At 68.5% G+C, this 19,832-nt stretch carries 18 protein-coding genes; 6 read left to right on the top strand and 12 right to left on the bottom strand.

Annotated features, from left to right (window positions below):
• The first annotated feature begins 22 nt into the window (after nt 1–22).
• The gene (locus ACTJKY_RS20605; RefSeq protein ID WP_440847955.1) at nt 23–550 is read left to right on the top strand and encodes an RNA 2'-phosphotransferase; all 528 of its coding nucleotides are present in this window, start codon (nt 23–25) and stop codon (nt 548–550) included.
• A gap of 13 nt (nt 551–563) precedes the next feature.
• On the opposite strand, the gene ACTJKY_RS20610 is transcribed toward ACTJKY_RS20605, so the two are convergent.
• On the bottom strand, nt 564–1,430 hold the full coding sequence (locus tag ACTJKY_RS20610) for a phosphatase PAP2 family protein (protein WP_440847956.1): 867 nt from the start codon (nt 1,428–1,430) through the stop codon (nt 564–566).
• 376 nt (nt 1,431–1,806) lie between these two features.
• Between ACTJKY_RS20610 and ACTJKY_RS20615 the strand changes: the two genes are divergently transcribed.
• Nucleotides 1,807–2,358 carry a hypothetical protein gene (locus tag ACTJKY_RS20615; RefSeq protein WP_440847957.1) on the top strand — a complete coding sequence of 184 codons (552 nt, stop codon included), beginning with the start codon at nt 1,807–1,809 and terminating at the stop codon, nt 2,356–2,358.
• Nucleotides 2,359–2,360: 2 nt separating this feature from the next.
• Here ACTJKY_RS20615 and ACTJKY_RS20620 read toward each other — a convergent pair whose 3' ends face one another.
• On the bottom strand, nt 2,361–3,809 hold the full coding sequence (locus ACTJKY_RS20620) for a hypothetical protein (RefSeq protein ID WP_440847958.1): 1,449 nt from the start codon (nt 3,807–3,809) through the stop codon (nt 2,361–2,363).
• Nucleotides 3,806–4,540, bottom strand: coding sequence for an ABC transporter ATP-binding protein (locus ACTJKY_RS20625; protein ID WP_440847959.1), 735 nt, complete (start codon nt 4,538–4,540; stop codon nt 3,806–3,808). The genes ACTJKY_RS20620 and ACTJKY_RS20625 overlap by 4 nt, the downstream gene beginning before the upstream one ends.
• Before the next feature lie 115 nt (nt 4,541–4,655).
• On the opposite strand from ACTJKY_RS20625, the gene ACTJKY_RS20630 reads away from it, so the two are divergent.
• A complete protein-coding gene (locus ACTJKY_RS20630) occupies nt 4,656–4,865 on the top strand; it encodes a hypothetical protein (protein WP_440847960.1) in 210 nt (69 codons plus the stop codon).
• A gap of 9 nt (nt 4,866–4,874) precedes the next feature.
• Here the strand turns inward: ACTJKY_RS20630 and ACTJKY_RS20635 are convergent, their stop codons facing one another.
• From ACTJKY_RS20635 to ACTJKY_RS20650, 4 genes are all read right to left on the bottom strand, one after another.
• Nucleotides 4,875–6,365 (bottom strand): tryptophan halogenase family protein, encoded by a 1,491-nt coding sequence (locus ACTJKY_RS20635; RefSeq protein ID WP_440847961.1) that lies wholly within the window; start codon nt 6,363–6,365, stop codon nt 4,875–4,877.
• Between the two features lie 35 nt (nt 6,366–6,400).
• Nucleotides 6,401–7,108, bottom strand: coding sequence for a SapC family protein (locus ACTJKY_RS20640; RefSeq protein ID WP_440847962.1), 708 nt, complete (start codon nt 7,106–7,108; stop codon nt 6,401–6,403).
• A gap of 68 nt (nt 7,109–7,176) precedes the next feature.
• Entirely contained in the window at nt 7,177–10,368 is a 3,192-nt protein-coding gene (locus tag ACTJKY_RS20645) for a TonB-dependent receptor (protein ID WP_440847963.1), read from the bottom strand.
• 116 nt (nt 10,369–10,484) lie between these two features.
• A complete protein-coding gene (locus ACTJKY_RS20650; protein WP_440847964.1) occupies nt 10,485–12,716 on the bottom strand; it encodes a beta-glucosidase in 2,232 nt (743 codons plus the stop codon).
• Between the two features lie 314 nt (nt 12,717–13,030).
• On the opposite strand from ACTJKY_RS20650, the gene ACTJKY_RS20655 reads away from it, so the two are divergent.
• Together ACTJKY_RS20655 and ACTJKY_RS20660 are read left to right on the top strand one after the other, a co-directional pair.
• A complete protein-coding gene (locus tag ACTJKY_RS20655; protein WP_440847965.1) occupies nt 13,031–14,248 on the top strand; it encodes an MFS transporter in 1,218 nt (405 codons plus the stop codon).
• A gap of 12 nt (nt 14,249–14,260) precedes the next feature.
• Nucleotides 14,261–15,289 carry a LacI family DNA-binding transcriptional regulator gene (locus ACTJKY_RS20660; protein ID WP_440847966.1) on the top strand — a complete coding sequence of 343 codons (1,029 nt, stop codon included), beginning with the start codon at nt 14,261–14,263 and terminating at the stop codon, nt 15,287–15,289.
• Here the strand turns inward: ACTJKY_RS20660 and ACTJKY_RS20665 are convergent.
• The 5 genes from ACTJKY_RS20665 to ACTJKY_RS20685 all read right to left on the bottom strand — a co-directional run bounded on the left by ACTJKY_RS20665 (nt 15,272) and on the right by ACTJKY_RS20685 (nt 19,133).
• On the bottom strand, nt 15,272–16,006 hold the full coding sequence (locus ACTJKY_RS20665) for a TorF family putative porin (protein WP_440847967.1): 735 nt from the start codon (nt 16,004–16,006) through the stop codon (nt 15,272–15,274). The two genes, ACTJKY_RS20660 and ACTJKY_RS20665, sit on opposite strands and share 18 nt — an antisense overlap.
• Nucleotides 15,954–17,144, bottom strand: coding sequence for a S8 family peptidase (locus tag ACTJKY_RS20670; RefSeq protein ID WP_440847968.1), 1,191 nt, complete (start codon nt 17,142–17,144; stop codon nt 15,954–15,956). The genes ACTJKY_RS20665 and ACTJKY_RS20670 overlap by 53 nt, the downstream gene beginning before the upstream one ends.
• Nucleotides 17,141–17,767: an anti-sigma factor family protein gene (locus ACTJKY_RS20675; RefSeq protein WP_440847969.1), complete on the bottom strand. Its 627-nt coding sequence runs from the start codon at nt 17,765–17,767 to the stop codon at nt 17,141–17,143. The genes ACTJKY_RS20670 and ACTJKY_RS20675 overlap by 4 nt, the downstream gene beginning before the upstream one ends.
• 3 nt (nt 17,768–17,770) lie before the next feature.
• Entirely contained in the window at nt 17,771–18,361 is a 591-nt protein-coding gene (locus ACTJKY_RS20680) for an RNA polymerase sigma factor (RefSeq protein WP_440847970.1), read from the bottom strand.
• Between the two features lie 118 nt (nt 18,362–18,479).
• A complete protein-coding gene (locus tag ACTJKY_RS20685; protein ID WP_440847971.1) occupies nt 18,480–19,133 on the bottom strand; it encodes a PEP-CTERM sorting domain-containing protein in 654 nt (217 codons plus the stop codon).
• A 261-nt stretch (nt 19,134–19,394) separates the two neighbouring features.
• On the opposite strand from ACTJKY_RS20685, the gene ACTJKY_RS20690 reads away from it, so the two are divergent.
• A complete protein-coding gene (locus ACTJKY_RS20690) occupies nt 19,395–19,829 on the top strand; it encodes a pyridoxamine 5'-phosphate oxidase family protein (RefSeq protein WP_440847972.1) in 435 nt (144 codons plus the stop codon).
• The last annotated feature ends 3 nt before the right edge of the window (nt 19,830–19,832 follow it).

Below are 19,832 nucleotides of genomic sequence, written 5' to 3' on the forward strand. Positions count from 1 at the left end.
CGGGCCTCTAGACCTGCCGTCGATGACTCAGAAACTTTCCAAACTGCTATCCTACTGGCTGCGCCATGCGCCGGAAGCCGGCGACCTCACGCTGGACGACGCGGGCTGGGCATCGGTCGAGTCCGTCCGCACCGCGCTATCGCGCGAAGGGGTCAATCCCGCGCTGCTCGAACAGGTGGTGGCGGACAGCGACAAGCAGCGTTTCGAACTTTCCGCCGACAGCGCCTACATCCGGGCGCGGCAGGGGCATTCCATCGACGTCGATCTGGGATGGGCCATCGCCATGCCCCCCGAGACGCTCTATCACGGCACCGTCGATCGCTTTCTGGAAGCGATCTTCGCGGACGGGCTCAAGCCTATGGCGCGACACCATGTGCATCTTTCGCCCGATGTTGAAACCGCCGCGCGTGTCGGTGAAAGGCGCGGCGCGCCCGTCCTCCTACGCGTAGCCGCAGGAAAGATGGCACGCCAAGGCGCCGTCTTCCGGTTGTCGAGCAACGGTGTCTGGTTGGCGGAAGCGGTTCCGCCGGAGTTCCTCGCGCGAGTCTGACGCTGCGAAAGGATCAACCGGCAGCGAGCGCCGTCCGCACCCGCCAGCGGACCAGCAGCGTCGCGAAGAACCAGGCGACCAGCGCGACGCCGGCGCCGAGGATCAGGTCGATCAGATAGTGGGTGCCTTCCACCGGGGTAGACAGCAGCATCGCGCAGGGGATTGCGGTCAGCCACCAACGCAGCGGCCCGCAGCGCTGGGCGGCGGCGATGTACAGCGTGGCCGAGGCGGCGTGGAAGCTGGGCGCCGAGACCAGCCCGCGCAGCTGGCCGACATCGACCACGGTCAGGCTATGGTCGCGCAGCGCCGGGATCAGGTCGGGCTGCCACAGCTCGCTCACCGGCATATAGGGGATCGGCCCGTGCCAGAGGTAGGAGAAGGGCCCCACTGCCGGCATCTGGCTGTAGATCGTCAGCGTCAGCACCGCGGCGATCGCGAAGGCGGCGAGGAAACGATGCGCCTGGCGCCGTTGCCCCGTCAGCGCGAACCAGCCGAGCAGCAGCGCCGGGGTGAGGAAGATGCTCTGATAGGCAGCGAGGCCGAGCAGCTGGAGCGAGCGGTGCGCGGCGACCAGCCGGTACCAGGCAAGCCAGTCGAACTGGAGCAGCTCGTCCACCCGCTGCAGCCCGGCATCGGCGAAGCCCTGGCTCATTCCCGCGATCGGGTAGGAGCTCACCGCCCCGATCAGCGCGAGCGCCATGAACAAGGTGTAGTATTCGATCACCTGGGCAAGGACGAGGCTCCAGCGGCGCCCGTCGCGCAGGCACCACAGCCGCAGCAGCGGCGCGATGGCGAGAATCGCATAATAGGGGATATTGCTGCGCGCGAACGGATCGATCGTCAGCCCGGCACTCCAAAGCAGCAGCGCACAGGCTGCCACTGCAGCGATGACTGCGCCGCGTACCTGTCCGCCTGAAAAACCGATGCCCGCTCGCGGATCGGTAGAGGGTGCCGGCAGCACCGTAGGGGGAGCGAGGAGAGCGGAGGCGGGATGCGGATCGTTCAAGGGCATTGCTCGTCGAGAGGGCGGAGCGACCCGCCTGCCATTGCTGTCCGCGCGTCGTGGCCGATCCTATCGCGCCGATGCCCCCGCGCCTAGCCCTTGGGCGCGCTTGCCGCCTGTGGCACTTTACCGCCGGGCAAAGTGCCACGACCGGCCGTTTCCCGCGCGCGGCAAAGTGCCATGGCTGGTCCAATTGCAGGCGCGCGCACGCAGGGGATTCACAGGCGAATCGCGATGTGCTTAGATTCCTGCTATGTTCCAGCCCGATCTCTTCGCCGCCGCCCCCCGCGTTCGGCCGGATGCGGCCTCCCCCACCGCCATGGATCTGCCCGCGGTGCTCGACCGGCTGAGCGCCACCTGCGAGCGGCCGCGCTACAGCTTCATGGTGCTCCAGCTGATCGCCCAGGCGACCGACCGCAGCGGCTGGGCAGGGCCCTGGATCGAGCGCGACGGCCGCCGCCTCTCGGTGCGCGACTGGCTGAGCGAGGCGCTGTCGCCGGTCGCCCGGCGCGATCCGCGCCGGCTGGGCCTGACCGCGCGGGCACGGGCCGAGCTGGAAAAGGCGGGCACCCTTCCCGCCGACCCCGAAGCGGCGCGCGCAGCGATCGAGGCGGAGGTCCAGCATCGCATCCGGCTGTCCGGCCGCACCAATGTCAGCCGGGCGGTTTCCGAACTGGTTCGCGCCGGGCTCGTGCGGCGGCACTATCAGGGCTTCCGTGTCGATCACCATAATCGCGGCGCCCAGCGCCACGCCGTCTATGCGGTGACCGAGGAAGCCCGCCGGGCGCTCCAGCCCGGCGGCTGAGGTCAGAGGAAGTAGACGATCACCCCGGCGGCAAGCCCGAGCAGCAGCGCGATCACGAACTCGATCAGGTTGCGGACGATCCCCCCGCCCTTCTGCCGCCGCTGGAAGGTCGCGCGCCGTGCCGGCTGGGCGTGCGCCACCTCCAGATAGCCGACCGTCCCGCCCGCCCCGGCGGTGAACAGCAACGTGACCAGCGCGCCCGGTATCGTCTCCATCGCGATCGCGATCGGCAGCAGCATGCCCAACGGCGCCGCCAGCGCCATCGCCGCGAGCAGCTTGGCGAAATCGAGATCGTCCTTGTCGACCGGTGCGACCTTGAGCAGATCGGGCGCATCCTCGGCCGAGGCGGCGAGCCAGGCGAGGCTCGACACCAGCTGCCCGGCGATCACCACGCTGGTAAAGGCGAGCGTCGGCGCCAATGGCAGCGATCCGTGGTCGCGAAGGGCGAGCAGCAGGATCGGCGCGAGATAGACGATGCGCAGCAGCACCTGGAAGATCAGCGCCGGATCGCGCAGCAGCAGCCGCAGCTCCTTGGCGAAGATCGCGGCGAAAAGGCTGCGATGGAAGTGGCGCGCGATGTTCCCCTTCGCCGCGCGCTTTGCCGCCGGTCGCGCCCCGCCGGCGCGATAGCTGCGCAGGAAAGCGTGGCGCATCCCCCAGCAGGCGAGGGCGAAGAGCGCCAGCGCCGCCCCGAGCAGCAGCGCCATCGCCAGCGGCTCGCCGAATGCGGCGCGACCGGGCAGGCTGCTCAGCCCGCCTCCGCCGAGGCCCCGGCTGCGCAGCGCATCGAACAGCAGCACGGCGGCGGACTCGCGGCGATCCTCGTGCTGGCTGTTGAGGATCTGGCTGCCGAGATACACGCTCGCGCCGGTCAAGGCGGCCAGGATCTGCCCCAGCGTCCGCGCTGCCCGCGGCCCCAGGGTCCGCGCGAGCAGCAGCGTAACGCCGAGCCCCAGGCACGCCGCCGTGAGCGCCAGCGCCACCAGCAGCGCCAGCGCGCCGAGCAGTTCGGGATGGCCGAGCAGTGCCACCGGCAGCAGGATCGGCAGCAGGAAGAGCGAGAAGGTCAGCATCACTCCGCCGGCGATGCCGAGCAGCTTGGCCGAGACGACGGTGCGCGGATCGAGTGGCGCGGAGAAGAGCAGGTCGAGATCGCCCGCCCCGTATAAGGCCCGCTGGCTGGCAAGCAGGGCCTGGGTGGTCATGAAGGTGAAGAGCAGGATCGAGACGATCAGCGCGATGCTCCAAGCGAGCGGCCCCGCCTGCCAATGCTCGTCCGCCAGCAGCAGCCCGAGCCCTACGCCCAGCCCGGTATAGCCGAGCAGCACCAGCGCGAGCACGACCTGCCCCAGCTTGCTGCGACCGGTAGCGCGCAGGTTGCCGCGCAACTCGTGCAGCGTCAGCCAGGCGAGACTGCCCGGCGGCAATCGCCGCATGGTCCAGCCGATCACGGGCGGCTCGTCAGGCGGATGAAGGTGTCTTCCAGCGTCGCCTCGTCGGCCCCTGCGAGCGCCCGCAATTCCTCCAGCGTGCCCTCGGCGAGCAGCCGGCCGCCGGCGATGATGCCGATCCGGTCCGCCAGCCGCTCGGCGACCTCGAGGATATGGGTGGTCACGATCACCGTCTTGCCCTGGTCGACCGCAGCGCGCAGCGCATCCTTCACCGATCGCGCCATCGCCGCGTCGAGCCCGGTCAGCGGCTCGTCGAGGATTAGCAGCTGCGGATCGTGGATTAGCGCACCGGCCAGTGCCACCTTCTGCTGCATGCCGCGCGAAAAGCCCTCGCAGCGGGTGTCGCGCACCTCCCACAGCTCCAGCCAACGGAGCAGCCGCTCGGCCTCGGGCGCGGCGCGATCGGCAGGGATCCGCCACAGCCCGGCGACGAAGCCGAGATATTCGGCCGGGGTCAGCTTGTCATAGAGCATCGGCTCGTCGGGCAGCCAGGCGGTGATCGCCTTGGCCGCCTGCGGATCGCGCCGCGCGTCGACGCCGAAGATCTCAATGCTGCCGGAATCGGGCTCGGTCAGCCCCACCGCCATGCGCAGCGTCGTCGTCTTGCCGGCGCCGTTGGGGCCGAGCAGCGCATAGAGCTGGCCCGCCCCGACGGTGAGGTCGAGACCGGAAATGACGGGTTTGCCGAATGCCTTGTGCAGGCCGGTGATGCGGAGCGCGGGGGAGGACATTGGCACCGATCCTAGCGGCCGCGCGGTTCGTCGCAAGCGCGCCGTTATGGACCTTTTTTCGCGTTCATTCGTCCCCAGCTTCCGCAAAGTACCGGGAGGGGTAAGGATGTTCGCCATGCCAAGCACGATCGCACCGGAAGTGATCGCCTGCATCGCCGAAGGGCGCCCGCCGACTCCGCATGAGCTGGAGCAGGTGGCGCGGCGCGTCCGCGCCGATCTGGGCAATGCCCGCCCCGCCTTCGCCTGGGGCGAGGCCGATCCTGCCGCCGCCGACCAGCTGAGCCTGCGCGTCGCCGAACTCGCGCTGATCGGCAGCCGCCGCTAAGCGCCTGGGTCAGGCAGCCGCCGGCACCTTGGCCGCCGCATAACGCGCGATGAATTCGGCATGCCCCGGCAGCTTGGCGAGTTGCGCCGCGATTCCGGCGCGCAGATCGCCCAGTGCGCGCTCCAGATCCTCGCTAGGGATCTGCGCCGGCATATGGTGGTGGTCCCGCGGGACCACGCCCTGCCCCAGCATCACCGCGTTCCAGCTGTCGATGCGGAACAGGTCGGTACCTTCCTGATAGGTCGAGGCGCTTTCCTCGAACAGTGCGATCCGCGCCGCCAGGCTGTCCGGCACCGCGCGCGCGGCATGGTCGCGCCAGAAGGGCTCGGGCCGGTCGTTCAGCTTGTAGTGGAGGATGATGAAGTCGCGGATATGCTCCGATTCGGCGCGCGACTGCGCGTTAAAGCGGGCGGACAAGGCCGCCATGTCGCGACGGAACGGGAAGTTCTGCAGCAGCCGCGTCACCGCGATCATCACCAGGTGGATGCTGGTCGATTCCAGCGGCTCGATGAATCCGCTCGACAGGCCCAGCGCGATGCAGTTGCGGTTCCACGCCTGTTTGCGCATGCCGGTGGTGAAGCGGATCAGCCGCGGATCGAACAGCGCCCGCCCTGGCACCGCCGCGAGCACCTGCGCCTTCGCCTCCTCGTCCGACAGATAATCGCTGGCATAGACGAAGCCATTGCCCATCCGGTGCTGCAGCGGAATCCGCCAGCGCCAGCCGGCGCCGTGCGCGATCGCGCGAGTATAGGGGACGGGTGCCTCGGTCGTTTCGGACTGGACCGCGAAGGCGCGGTTGGTCGGCAACCAATGGCTCCAGTCGTCGAAGCCGGTCTTGAGCGTCTCCTCGATCAGCAGCGCGCGGAAACCGGTGCAGTCGATGAACAGATCGCCTTCGATGCGCAGCCCGCCCTCCAGCACCAGCGCGGCGATGTCGCCATCCGCCGCCTGCTCGACCTCGAGGATGCGGCCCTCGACCCGGCGCACACCCGCAGGTTCGGCCAGGCCGCGCAGAAACGCGGCATAGGCGGTCGCGTCGAGATGATAGGCATAGGCGAGCGGCATCGGATCGCCGGTGGCGAACTTCTCGGCCAGCGCCGCCTGGGTTTCGAGCGAATAGTCCTCCAGGGCGCCGCCGAAGCCACGCCGCTGCGCCTCCAACCAGAAATGCTGGAAATCGCACAAGGGCAGCGCCCGGCCGACCGAGCCGAACGGGTGGAAATAGCGAGCGCCGTCGCGCAGCCAGTTCTCGAACGCGATGCCGAGCTTGAACGTGGCATTGGTCTCGCGGAGGAAGACCTGCTCGTTGATGCCGAGCAGCTTGTGGAAGGTCCAGGCGGTGGGGATGGTGGATTCGCCCACGCCCACCGTGCCGATCGCATCGGATTCGACGAGCGTGATGTCGAGGTTCGGCCCCAGATGCCGTACGAGCGCCGCCGCCGCGACCCAGCCCGCCGTGCCGCCGCCGGCGATCACCACCCGAAACTCCTGCTCGTCCATCGCTGATCCCCTCCGAAATTTGTTTGCTTCTGTCCTCAGCCTTCGCGGCGTTCCTTGCGCGCGATCAGGCGCGGCAGGTTGCCGAGCGAGGAAAGCTGCCACACTGCGCAGCGCAGGAAGTCCTGCGCGTGCAGCGCTGCCAATGCCTCTGCCCCGAGCGCGGCGAAGCGGCCGCCCTCGATCACCCAGCAATCGGGCACCTTGTAGCGACGGCCGCTGGTGAGTTCGATGTCGAAGGTGACCGGCTCGATCAGCCCGGCCGCTTCGAACGCCGCGAACATCGGTGCCGAAAGCTGGTCGCCGACATAGATCGCCTGCAGCGTGGCGGCGACGCGATCGAGATAGGGTGCGTTGCCGCCGTGATCGAGGAACAGCGGCGCACCTTCGCTGGTCGAGACGCGCGGGTGATCGGTATCGATATGGATCATCGGCTCGCCAGCCTCGCCGGGCCGTGGCAGGCCGATCGAGAAGGGGCCGATTTCCATCAGCGCAGGCAGCTGGTCGGCATCCCAGCGGTTGCCGTCGAGATACAGATTCTCGTCGGTGTCGAGCCCCAGCAGCACGGTCGAGCGCCAGCTGCCGTCCGCGTCGCGACGGAAGATCAGCACATAGTCGCGCTGAAGCGCTTCGAATTCGGTGGGGAACACCGTCATCTGGTTCACCGCGTCACCGAACGCGGCGCCACGGTCGAGCCGGATCCGGAGATCGGCATGGTCGATATTGTTGAGCACGGCGCGAGGCATGATGTGCGAACCTTAAACGAGAAAGGCCGCCCGAAGCGAGCGGCCTTTCCCTGTTGTACAGGCGGGCTTCAGAAGCGGAAGCGCGCGCCGACGAGATACCGGGCCGAGCCTTCGGACTCGTACCAGGTGTTGATGTAATCGCGGCTGTAGCTGCGGACGCCTTCCTCGAGGAGGTTGATGCCTTCGAAGCTGAGCGCGATGTTCTTGGTCAGGTCGTAGTTGATGCTGAGATCGACCTGGCCGTACGGATCGTTGAACACCGGATTGTGATCGCCGCCGCGGTTGACGTCGCTCAGGAACTTGCCGCGCCAGTTGTACGACAGGCGCGCCGAGATGCCGTGCTTGTCGTAGATCAGCGTGGCGTTGGCGGTGTCGCTCAGGCCGACGAGCGCGAACTGGTTGGCCGTTGGGTCGGCGGTGACGTTGAAGCCGATATTGCCGCGCACCAGCGTATAGCTCGCGGCGATACCGAAGCCGGTATTGCCGAGGAAATACTGGCCGGCGAGCTCGACGCCGTAGATCTCGGCATCCTTGTTGTTGATCGGCGTGTTGACGGAGAAGTTGAGCAACGGATCTGCCGAGGTCGGGTTCACGTTCAGCGCACCGAGCGTCTGGCCGACATAGGGCGTGTCGAACGTTCGCGTCGTCGGCACATAGTGGTTTTGCAGTTCCGCCGTCGCCTGAGCGACGTTGCCGCCATATTGCTGGAGAATCGCCGCGCTGGTGAACAGGTTGACGTTGGTGATGTCCCCACCCAGCCCCGTGACGATGTTCCGCGCGGCCTGCGCCAGCGGGCCGGCGGTCGGGTCGCGCAGGCCGAAGAGGTTGCGCTGCACGACGGTGTTGCCGATGAAGTTATGCACCCGCTTGTCGAAGAAGCCGACCGACAGATACACGTCGCGACGCGGATACCATTCGAGCGAGACGTCGAAATTGTCCGAATCGAGCGGCTTCAGCCCCGGATCGTTCTGGTTGCCGGTCGCGACCCCGCCGAGCGACGTGGGGTTGTTGAGTGCGCCGACGCCGGTGGAGGCGAACAGGCTACCATAGGGCGCCCGCGAGATCGTCTTGCTGTACGAGACACGGCCGATCAGGTTCTTCGCCGCTTCGATCTGGAAGTCGATCTGCGGCAGCAGATTGTCGTAGCTGGCCCGGCCGGTCACCGCCTGCCGGTCGGTCGAGTTGGTGATGAAGAAGTCGTTGTCGGCATCCCACACCAACGCGAGCGGGATGGTCTGGAACGACGTCGCCTTCACCTTGGTGTGCTCGTAGCGCACGCCCATCACCAGCGTGGCGTTGCGGCCCGCCAGTTCCCCCTTCCAGGTGAGCTGGCCATAGGCGGCCCAGATGTCTTCCTTCACCCGGTTATCGTTATTGGCATCGATCACGTTCGCATGGTCGACACCGTCGGGAGCAGCGTTGATATAGTGGCCGTACAGCGCGTTGTAGAGCTTGGTCGCGTCTTCGGTGCGCCAGGCGACCTTGCCGAGCGCGTCGGCCGCCGCGTTGTTGTGATGGAACTGGCAGGACAGGCAATATTGCTGCACCAGGCCCGGCGCATAGGCGGCGATGTCCGGCGGCAGCGCGTTGTTCCAGTTCCCCAGCACCTGGCGGGTATTGTACTGGGTCTGGCGCGTCTCCGTCGAGCGATAGTCGCCGCCGAAATCGAGGCGGCTGCCGCTGCCCAGATCCCAGCCCGCGTCGATGCGGCCTTCCTTGATCTTCTGCGACTGGGTCGAGGCGAACTGCCGCTGCACCGCACTGGAAAGATCGCCGGCGTCGAACACGCCGTTGCAGTTGCCGGTGGTGAAGGGCTTCTCAAAGGGCTTCGGGGTAGCCGCCGCGGAGCAATCGTTGATCGTCAACGTCTGCGTCGGGAAGCCACCATTGTCCCAGCTCAGGCCGTGCGACGACACGATGTTGCCGTTGAATGCAACGGTGGTCGAGGTCTGGCCGTTGGGATTGTCGGGCAGGCTCTCCGCCTTGCCGAAATGGCCATCGACGTTCAGCGAGAAATTGTCCGCCAGCTGCCACTTCAGGTTGCCGCCAATGTCCCAGAGCCGGTTCTTCTGCGCGCGATAGGCTTGCTCGAACGCCTCGTCCTTCACGCCGTTGATCGTCTCGTGCAGATATTTGGTCGTCGCGATGCCGTTGCTGGCGTCGTCGAAGGTGACCTCATCGAAAGGACGGCTGAACCAGTTGGACTGCGACGACCGCCGCTCGGACGAGCGCAGCTGCGCGAACAGCCCGTCGACGGTGAAGGTCATGCTGTCCGAGGGGCGATATTGCACCACGGCCTGGCCGTTGATCCGCTCGCGGCTCGCTTCCGAATAATGGTAGCGGAAGTCGTTGGGCACCGCGACCAGCGTATTGGGATCCGTCGGCGTGTTGTTGAACTTGGTGCCGGGCCCGACAAAACCCTTGCTGGGATCGAGGAAGTCCGAGAGCTTCCGCATGTTCCAGTAATCGTTCGCCTGGCTCGGGAAGCTGAAGTTGCGCTTCTGGTAGCTGCCGAACAGGCTGACGCCGAAGCGCTGCTCTTGGTCGCTCCAGCTGGCGACGCCCGAAAATTCCGGGGTCACGTGGCTGCCGCAGCTGATGCAGTCGTCGGCCGAGGTGTCGTAGCTCGCCTTGGCACCGACCGAGCCGGTGAAGCCGGCCTTGCCGTCGAGCGGGCGCACGCCGACGATGTTGATCGTGGCGCCGATGCCGCCCGAGGGAATCGCGGCACGGCCGGTCTTGTAGACCTCCAGCGTCTTCACGCCTTCCGAGGCGAGGTTGGCGAAGTCGAACGAACGGCCGAAGCCGCCAGCGCCGTCACCGCCCTGGTCGCCGCCCACCGCGACGATGTTCGACGCCGCGAGCTGGCGACCGTTGAGCGTCACCATGTTGTACTGCGCGCCGAAGCCGCGGACCGTCACGGTCGAGCCTTCGCCGTTGACGCGGTCGATCGACACGCCGGTGATGCGCTGCAGCGATTCCGCGAGGTTGGTGTTGGCGAACTTGCCGATGTCCTCGGCCGAGATCGCGTCGACGATGCCGGTCGAATCGCGCTTCAGCGCGATCGAGCGCTCGAGCGAGGCGCGGATGCCGGTGACGACGATTTCGCCGCTGTCCTGGCCCGCGTCCTGCGCGGTGCCAGCGGCGGCAGAGTCGGTTGCGGTGCTGGTCTGCGCCGCGGCGATGCCGGGCATGGCAAGTGCCGTCGCGACGGCGAGCATGGATACCGCGCGAACGCGCGATGACGAACGAATACGCATTGGGTCTCTTCCCCTCCTGAACGGGCCGTTAGGCCCTGTTGGTCCGCTGAGTACCGAATAAGGCCGGCGACAACGTTGTCCTAATTTTCTTCACACTTTCCCCTTTCGTTATGTTTTCATTTGCGAATCGCCCCGGATGGCACCTCTACTTCGCGAACCATGGTCGCGGAAGCGGAATTCTGCCCGACGGCGAGCCGATACTTGCCGGGCGCGATCACCCAGCGCCCGTTCTTCCAGCGCGCCAGCGCGTGCGGGTCCGCGGCGAGCGTGACCTGTGCGGTCTCGCCCGGCTTGAGCACCTGGCGCTTCCACGCGGCGAGCCTCGGGGTCCCGCCCTCGGGCCCGGTGACGTAGAGCTGCGGCACGACGGCACCCGCCCGCGCGCCCTGGTTGTGGACGGTAACGGTGACGGACGGCGCCGCACCGCCGGTGAAGCGCGCACCGCTGAAATCGAACCGGGTGTAGCTGAGGCCATAGCCGAACGGGAACAAAGGCTGCGTTCCCTGGGCGGCATACCAGCGATAGCCGACATTGGCGCCTTCGCTGTAGGTCACGTCCCAGCTCGGCAGCGCGCTGCCGTCGCCGGCACCGGCGTCGCTCGCGGCGTTGGAATTGAGCCCCGCGGGCACCACCGGCCTGGGCCGGGGCAGCTGGTCGGCGCTCCTGGGAAAGCTGATCGGCAGCCGGCCCGACGGGTTCACGTCGCCGAACAGGATGCCGGCGACCGCCTCGCCGCCGCGCTGGCCGGGATACCAGGCCTGCAGCAGGGCGGGGACCTGCTCCAGCCACGGCATCAGCACCGGGCCGCCGGTCTCGAGCACTACCACCGTCTTCGGGTTCGCCTTGGATACCGCGGCGATTAGCGCATCCTGCTTGTCGGGAAGTGCCAGCGCGTCGAGGTCCTGCGCCTCGGTCGCCCACTGCGTCGCGAACAGCACCACGATGTCGGCCGAGCGCGCGGCAGCCGCGGCGGCGGCGGGATCGCTGCCGTCGACATAGGTCACCTGTGCCTGCGGGGCCTTGGCGCGGATCGCCTGGAGCGGCGACGACGCATGCCACGTCACCCGCGCGAACGACGCAGCCGCGCCGCTGGTCAGCGGGATCTCGACCGGCGCGCCGCCGACGGAGCGGACCTGGCTCGACCCGCCGCCCGACAGCACCCCGACATCGGCATGGCCGCCGATCAGCACGATTTTCTTGGCCGTTTTCGCCAGCGGCAGCAGGTCGCCCTGGTTGCGCAGCAGGACCATGCCCGCCTCGGCGACGCGCTGCGCGACCTCGGCATGCGCGGCATAGTCGATCGGCTGGGCGGTGGCCGGCGTCGGATAGTCGTAGAGCCCGCTGGCGATCACGCCGGTGAGAATGCGCGTCACCATCTCGTCGAGGCGGGTCTCAGTGATCTGACCTGCCTTGATCGCCGCGTCGATCTTCTCCGGCGCGAAATAGATTTCGTGGTCGAGTTCCTGCCCCGATTCCTGATCGAGCCCGGACATCCCCGCCTTGACCGTGGAGTGCACCGCCCCCCAATCGCTCATCACCCAGCCGGTATAGCCCCAGTCGCGGCGCAGCACGTCGGTGAGCATGCGCGCGCTCTCGCACGCGTAATCGCCTTCGATGCGGTTATAGGCGCACATCACCGAGCCGGGCTTGCCGGCGCGGATCGCCATTTCGAAGGCGAGCAGGTCGCTCTCCCGCAACGCCGCCTCGTCGATCCGCGCGTTGAGCACGGCGCGACCAGTCTCCTGGGCGTTCAGGATGAAATGCTTGATCGTCGAGACGATGTGGTTCGACTGGACCCCGTCGATCGCGGCGCCCGCCAGCGTGCCGGCGAGGATCGGGTCTTCGCCGAGATATTCGAAATTGCGGCCGTTCCACGCATCGCGGGTCAGGTTCACCCCACCCGCAAGCAGCACGTTGAAGGTCTTGGCGCGCGCCTCGGCGCCGATCATCGCGCCGCCGGCACGGGCCAGTTCGGGGTCGAAGGTCGCGGCGGTGGCGAGGCCCGAGGGGAGCGCGGTCGCGACATCGCCCTTGCGCTGCTCGACCTGGTTGGCGACGCCGAGGCTGGCGTCGCTTTCGCGCAGCGTCGGGATGCCCAGCCGGGGGATGCCCGGCACATAGCCGGCCGAGGGAATCATGTCCGCAGGCGCGGGCTGCGCGCGCGGCGGGAACAGGCCGTGGATCAGCTGCAGCTTCTCGGCATGCGTCATCGCCCGGACCAGCGCGGCGGCGCGCGCTTCGGGCGCCAGCTTGCTGTCCTGCCATGCCGGGGACGCGCTTTGCGCATAGGACGCGGCGGGCGCCGTTCCGGCCAGAAGAAGCAGGGCAAGGGCACGGGCAGCGTTCATCGGCGCGGGAGTTCCTGATGCTGGGGGAAAGGCACGGCCCTAAAAATACGGCCGCCGCCCATCGGGGCGGGCGACGGCCGCAGGTAATCCGCCCTTGAGGAGGGGGCCGGAACCGGAAAGCACAGATCGGTGGAGAGGGGCGTCGGCGCAGGTGCGCAGCAAACGGCAGCAATGCCCAGCATGTCCTCTCCCCCTGATCACCACATTATTGCGGCGTTGTTATCTGACAGCGATGTCTGAATACATCTGACATCGATGTCAAGCACAAAGCCAATCCGCATTGCCTGCGCAGCGACGGCCGCTAAGGTCCGGGCGTGGCTTCGAACTCCCTCCCCTCTTCGGCATCGGACATGGTCGCGCGGCTGTTTCGCCGGTCGATTGGCATCTTCTTCATGGGCGGCTTCGTCACCGCGCTGGTGGGGCTGCTGGTGCCGCGGCTGACGCTGATCGACCGGCTCGACTATACCCGCGCCGTCCTGGTCCAATTCGCCTTCCATTCGAGCTATCTGCTGTTCGCGGTGCCGATCACCGCGCTGCTGGTCCGCACCGGCTATATGCGCGCGATCGCCGCCGGGCTGGGCGTGATGACGATCGCGTGCGTGGCGCTGGGCGCCGCTGCCTGGATCGGGAGCTATCCGCTGCTGCTGCTCGCGGTGCTGAGCCTGTCGACCGGCATCACCTTTCTCCAGATCGCCGCGAATGTCGTGCAGCCTTTGGTCGCCACCGAAGGCGGCGGTCCCGCGCGGCTGACCTTGCTCCAGGGGTTCAACTCGGTCGGCACCGTGCTGGCGCCGCTGATCGGCGCGGGCTTCCTGCTCCAGCTCGGCGCGATGGGACGGGTGCCGCTGGCGCTACCGTTTCTTGCCTGCGCGCTGGTGCTCGGCTGGCTGTGTCTCGTCTTCTGGCGCGCGCGTGACCTGCTGGCGTCCCACCCCGCGCCGGCGCGGCTGCCGCTGGCGGCACTCGGCCGGGTGCTGCGCGCGCGGCGACTGGCCTGGGGCAGTATGGCGATGTTCGGCTATGTCGGCGCGGAGGTGACGATCGGCAGCCTGCTCGCAAACTACCTCGCGCTGCCGACGATCCTCGCGATCGATCCGGCGAGCGCCGGACGGCTGGTCAGCCTCTATTGGGGCGGGGCGATGCTCGGCCGCTTCGCCGGCGCGCTGGGGCTCGCGCGGATCGCACCGGCGCGGCTGCTCGCCGGGATGGCGCTGGCGGCGGTGCTGCTGGTCGGCGTGGCGAGCGGCGCGCATGGCGTGATCGGCGCTGCAGCACTGGTCGCGGTGGGGCTGTGCAATGCCATCATGTACCCGACGATCTTCGCGCTGGCGCTGCCCGAGGAGCGCGGGCTGGCCGCCTATGCCTCGATGATCCTGTGCATGGCGGTGGTCGGCGGGGCGGTGGTGCCACTGGCCACCGGCGCGCTCGCCGACCGGGTCGGGCTCGCCGCAGCGCTGGGGCTGCCGCTGCTGTGCTATCTGGGGATCGCCTGCTTCGCGTTGATGATAGCGCTATCGCCCGTGAAACGATAAGACTGCGCACGCATGAAGCCGCTCACCCTCAAGGACGTCGCCCAGCAGGCGGGCGTTTCGCCCAAGACCGTGTCGCGCGTGATCAATGGCGAGGCCTATGTCCGCCCCGAAGTTCGCGCGGCGGTGCAGAAGGTGGTCGACGAACTCGGCTATCGCCCCAATGCCTTTGCGCGCGAGCTGTCCAGCGCCCGCTCCTTCCTGCTCGGCCTCTATTTCGACGACCCTGCTTCGGCCTATGCCGCCGATGTCCAGCGCGGTGCGCTCGCCCGCTGCCGGGCGCTCGGCTACCATCTCGTCGTCGAGCAGGTGACCCGCGACCGCCCAGGCTGGCTGGAGGAGTGCGAGGCGTCGCTGCGCTCGATGCGACTGGGCGGCGCCATCCTTCCCCCGCCCTTGTGCGACTGGCCCGAGCTGCTCGACCTGTTCGCGCGGATGGGCGTCGCCGTCGTGCGGATCTCGCCGGGCGACACCGAGGCGCGCACCGCCGCGGTGGAGATGGACGAATGCGGCGGCGCGCGCGAGCTGACCGAGGCGCTGATCGCGCTCGGCCACCGCGATATCGGCTTCATCCAGGGCAATCCCGACCACCATGCCGCCGCGCGGCGTCAGGAAGGGTTCGAAGCGGCGATGGTGGCGGCAAACTTGCCCGTACGGCCGGAGCGGACATTGCCCGGCGACTTCACCTTTCGCTCGGGGCTCGCCGCCGGCGAAACGCTGCTGTCGGGACCGGACCGGCCGAGCGCGATCTTCGCCGCCAATGACGAGATGGCGCTCGGCGTATTGGTCGCGGCGATGCGTGCCGGTATCGCGGTGCCCGACCAGCTTTCGATCGCCGGGTTCGACGATGCCGCGATCGCGCGCATGGCCTGGCCGCCGCTCAGCACCGTCCACCAGCCGCATGTCGAAATGGCGGCGGCCGCCGTGGAGCTGCTCACCCGTCCTGCCGAGAACCGCAAGACGACGCCGTTGCTGCGCCTCCCCCATAGGCTGACCCTGCGCGACAGCACCGGGCCCGCCCGCCCTTCAGAAACCGAGCGATAGCGCCAGCGTGACCGCCCGGCGCGCATGCTCGGCGCCGCGGTAGAAATCGGTACCCGGGGCACCGCCGGTCCAGGCGAGCTGGGCGTCGATCCTTCCGAAGCGCTTGGCCACGCCGAGGCTGTAATCGAACTGCGTCCGATCCGCGCTGTAGCGCGGCACCGTGCCGAGGAACTGCATCGCGCCGCCATGGGCAAGCAGGCGCCAGCCGGGCGCCGGGCGGACGACGCCGTCCAGCGTCGCGTACAGCGCCGAGGTATTGCGCCACAGATAATCGGGGGAATAGTGGAGCCGCGCCGAAAGGCTGCGGCCGCCAATGCCGAGATAGGCTTCGGTATAGCCCGCCCCGCGCGGCGTCGTGGCGGCGCTGCGGAACTCGCGCCGCGTTACCCCTACATCGACTACGCGCCCGCCGGACAACCGCCAAGCATAGCCGGCATCCACGCCCGCCGAGACCAGGGAGAGGCCCTGCGGCAGCGCTGCCGCGGTGGCCGAGGCATCGGCATAGACACCCGAGCGATCGTCATAGCCGAGCGACAGCGTCGCGGCGGGGCGCCCCGCGCTGATGCTGCGCCCGCGCCAGCGTTCGTCGGTGGTGAGGGAAACCTGCCCGCTCCACTGCGCCCGCGCCGGGGCGGCGCTCAGCAGTACGAGCGCCAGCAGCGCCTCAGCGACGCAGACCTGCGCATTTCGCCTTCCCCACCACGCTCGCACAGGCATCGATCTCTCCGCCGCCGGGTCTAGCAGAAACGAGCGCGGTTCGTCTGCCTTGCGTATGTTCCTGCCGAATCAGCGCGATCAGCCCGCTCACCTCGGCGGCAGCATAGGAGGAACCGCTCGCCAGATACCAGCGGCCGCCGGGCTGCGTCGTGGGGATATCGCGGCCGGGTGCGGCATAGGGGCCGCCCGCCTGCCCCACCGCCGATTCTGCCACTGCGACGACGCCCGGCATCGAGGCCGGGAAGCCGCCGCCGGGCAACTTGGGATCATAGGCTGCGACCACCGTGGCCCCGCGCGCAACGCCGACCCGCAGCAGCGTCTCCAGCAGCCGGCTCGGGGGGCCGGCGAGGCTGAGGTTGATCACGTCGGCGCGCTGCTCGACCGCAAAGGTCACCGCGCGGGCGAGGCTGAGGCTGTCGCAGAGCGTCGCGGCACTGGGGCCCGCCCCCTGCTCCGCACAGGCCCGCAGCGCGAGCAACCTGGCGCCGGGCGCGATACCAACGATGCCTACGCCATTGTCCCGTCGCGCCGCGATTACCCCGGCGATGCCGGTGCCGTGCCGCTCCGCCGCGACGTTCGCGCCGTCGACGAAGTTGCGCTCGATCTCGACCTGCCCCGCCAGATCCGGGTGCCGGGCATCGACCTGGCTGTCGATCACCGCGATCCGCGCACCGCGACCCGTGGCGGTGCGGTGGAGCATCGCCAGATGCCAGGCGCGCGCGACGGGTTGCGCCGGATAGAGCGGATCATTGGGCGTCGGATCGCCTTGGGCCTCGAAGGTCTCGATCGGTTCCGACCATTCCACCGCCGGATCGCGAGCAACCTGCGCGGCCGCCTCGGCGGGGGTACGGCCCTTTGGGATCGTCAGGATGAAACAGTCGATCCCGATCATAGGCATCGGCCAGTTGCCGGCGAGACGCAGCCCGTTGCGCTTGGCCACCGCCGCCGCGATCCGCCGCCGCGCCGCCGCCGACTGGTCCTCGCCATAGCCGCCGCCATAGCCGCTGCCGGCGCGGAAATGCGCAGGGGCAAGGCGGAGCATCATCAGGATGCGCGGTGCGTCGTCCGCGGCGGCGCGTGCCTGCGCGGGCATCGCTGCGAGCAGGAGGAGCAGCAGGGCCGCGCGCAGCCATTTCATGGCGCAGCGTCGATCGGTTGCGCCAGTGTTACCCCCGCCTGCGTTCGCAGCCGGGCCAGCGCCGCCGCGCGCTCGCCCGGGGCGATGGCGAGCAGATAGGCGCCCGCCGCCGTCGGCCCGTCGACCAGCCGCGCGCCCGAGGCTTCGATCGCCTTGCGCAGCGCCGGCTCGCGGGTGTCGGGTGCGAACATCACCAGGATGTTGCCCGCCTGCCCCTGCTGCGGCGACCCCAGCGCATGATAGGATTGGGGGGTAGCGACCGACGGCGCCTGGCGCTGGAGGTGCAGCACCACGCCGACGCCGAGCACCAGCACCGCCGCCTGCGCCGCCAGCATCCAGCCGGCGCGGCGGAGAAAACTTCGCGGCAGCTGCGCCGGCGCCTCGGGCCGGGCAAGCTCGGCCATCATCCGGTCCCAGCCGGCCGCACTCGGCGCGGGCAGGTCCGCAACGGCGCCGTGCAGTCGTCGCTCGGCGGCGAGTTCGTCGCGGCAGTCGGCGCAGTCGGCGAGATGCGCATCGACCAGCAGCCGGTCGCCGGGTTCGATTTCCCCGGTCACATACCAGGGCAGCAGCAGCATCGTCGCTTCGTGCGGATCGCCGCGCAAATGGAGTAGGTCGCCCATCGTCTAGATCCAGTCCGCCAATTCGCCCGCCATCGCACGCCGCAACTGGCGCCGGGCATGGAACATCCGCGTCTTCACCGTATCGACCGGACATCCCAGAATCTCGCCAATCTCGCGATAGCCGATCTCGTGAAAATAGGTGAGGTCCACCACCGCGCGATGCTCGGCCGAGAGCACGCCCATCGCGCGCTGCAGCGCCTGGCGGGTACGGTCGCGCGACAGCCCCGCATCCGCTGTGCCGTCATCGGTAATGTCGGCGAGCACCGCCGCGTCGTCGGGGAGCAGCGGCTCGCCGGCCCGGGCGCGCACCGCCTTGCGATAGGCGATGGCGAACAGCCAGGTCGACAGCCGGCTCGCACCGGTGAAGTCGCCAGCCTTTTGCCACAGCACCATCAGCGTGTCGTTGACCACTTCCTCCACCAGCCCGGGCGAGCGCAGCAGCGTGCCGACGAAGCGGGTGAGCCGCGGCTGGTAGCGGCGATAGAGCTGCTCGAACGCCCGCAGGTCGCGCGCGCGCACCGCGGCGACGAGGCCCATTTCCTCGTCGTCCTGCCGTGAGCTCGATCGCCGCGCCTGTTCGTCGTTCTGTGTCACGCACCTGCCTTCGCTCCCCCTTAGTGGTGTGTAGGGGAGCGAAGGTTCAATCGGTGCGACCCGAGGTGCATTTTTTCGCCGGCCGGATGGTTTTCCAGGCTCGGCCGGCGGCGAACGATCAGGCGAGCGCGGGGGTCGCCTGACGGCGGCGGCGATAGCGGAGCATGCCGCCCGCGGCGCCGGCGCCGAGCATCAGCATCGCCCAGCTGGCCGGCTCGGGCACGGCGGCGGCGAGCGTGGCGTTCTCGGGCGCGAAGTCGCTGATCTGGGCGCTGCTGCTGAAGCCGGTGCGCGGCCACAGGTTGAAGCCGTACTTGCCCGGCGCGAAGCCGGTGCTCGGCAGCAGCGACAGCGGCACCTTCACGGTCAGGATGTTGCCGGCGATCGCCACCCAGTTCGAATCGAGCGCGGTACCGCCGATCGAGCCGGTGCCGTCCTTCTGCACAACGATCGCTTGGTCGAAGATCACATTGCCCTGGCCGATGCTGCCGAACGGCCGGATCGCGCCCTTGCCGGTGTTGACGCCATAGACATAGAAGCCGGGCGTGCCCGGGGTGATCGCGCCGGCGAAGGTGGTGCCGAGCGTGAACAGCTTGGCGGCGGAGTCATAGCTTACCGAGAAGCTGGTGACGTCCAGGTCGGCGAGCTTCGGGCCGGTATAGCCCGAGAGGAAGTCGCCGGTCGCGTCGGTGACCGTCTGAGACTGTGTTTGCGCCAGTGCGGGCGCGGCGGCGAGCGAGACGAGCGCGACAGCGCCCAACAGAATACGCATCAATTGGTTCTCCCTTGATTGGTCCGATCCGGTGCACAGGGGGCAGGCACCGGATCGGACACGCACGTCCGCCTCGGCCGCGCACAGGGGGAACGCCGCGGCCGGAAGCGTTCGCATGCCGTCAGTGCCGGCCCGCGCGGGAATGGTTCAAAGCGGATTAACTTTTTTGCGGCCGTCGAAAGGGGAAGCAGGCGCAACCGACACCGTTCGGCATGGTTGAAGCATCCGGCCGGAGCGCCCGGTCGTGTGGAAGGATGCATCATGGCGGAAATGACGTTGGAAGACCTGTCGAAGAAGATGGGCAAGATCGACTTTGGCATGCTCTCCACCCGGACCGACGGGGGCGCCATTGCGAGCCGCCCGATGAGCAACAACGGCGAGGTCGAGTATCGCGGCGACAGCTATTTCTTCAGCTATGACAGCGCGCGGACTATCGCCGACATCGAGGCGGAGCCGCGGGTGGGCCTCACCTTCACCGGTGCGGCGGGGCTGCTCGGGGGGCCGCCGCTGTTCGTCGCGGTCGAGGGTGATGCCGATCTGGTGCGCGACAAGGCGCAGTTCGCCGAGCACTGGACCAAGGATCTCGATCGCTGGTTCGAGCAGGGCATTGACACGCCGGGCGTGGTGATGATCCATGTCCGCGCGCAGCGGCTGCATTATTGGAATGGCAGCGACGAAGGCGAGATCGCCCTCTGACGG

This window comes from Sphingomonas sp. 22176, from assembly GCF_052045505.1.
Classification (GTDB): domain Bacteria; phylum Pseudomonadota; class Alphaproteobacteria; order Sphingomonadales; family Sphingomonadaceae; genus Sphingomonas.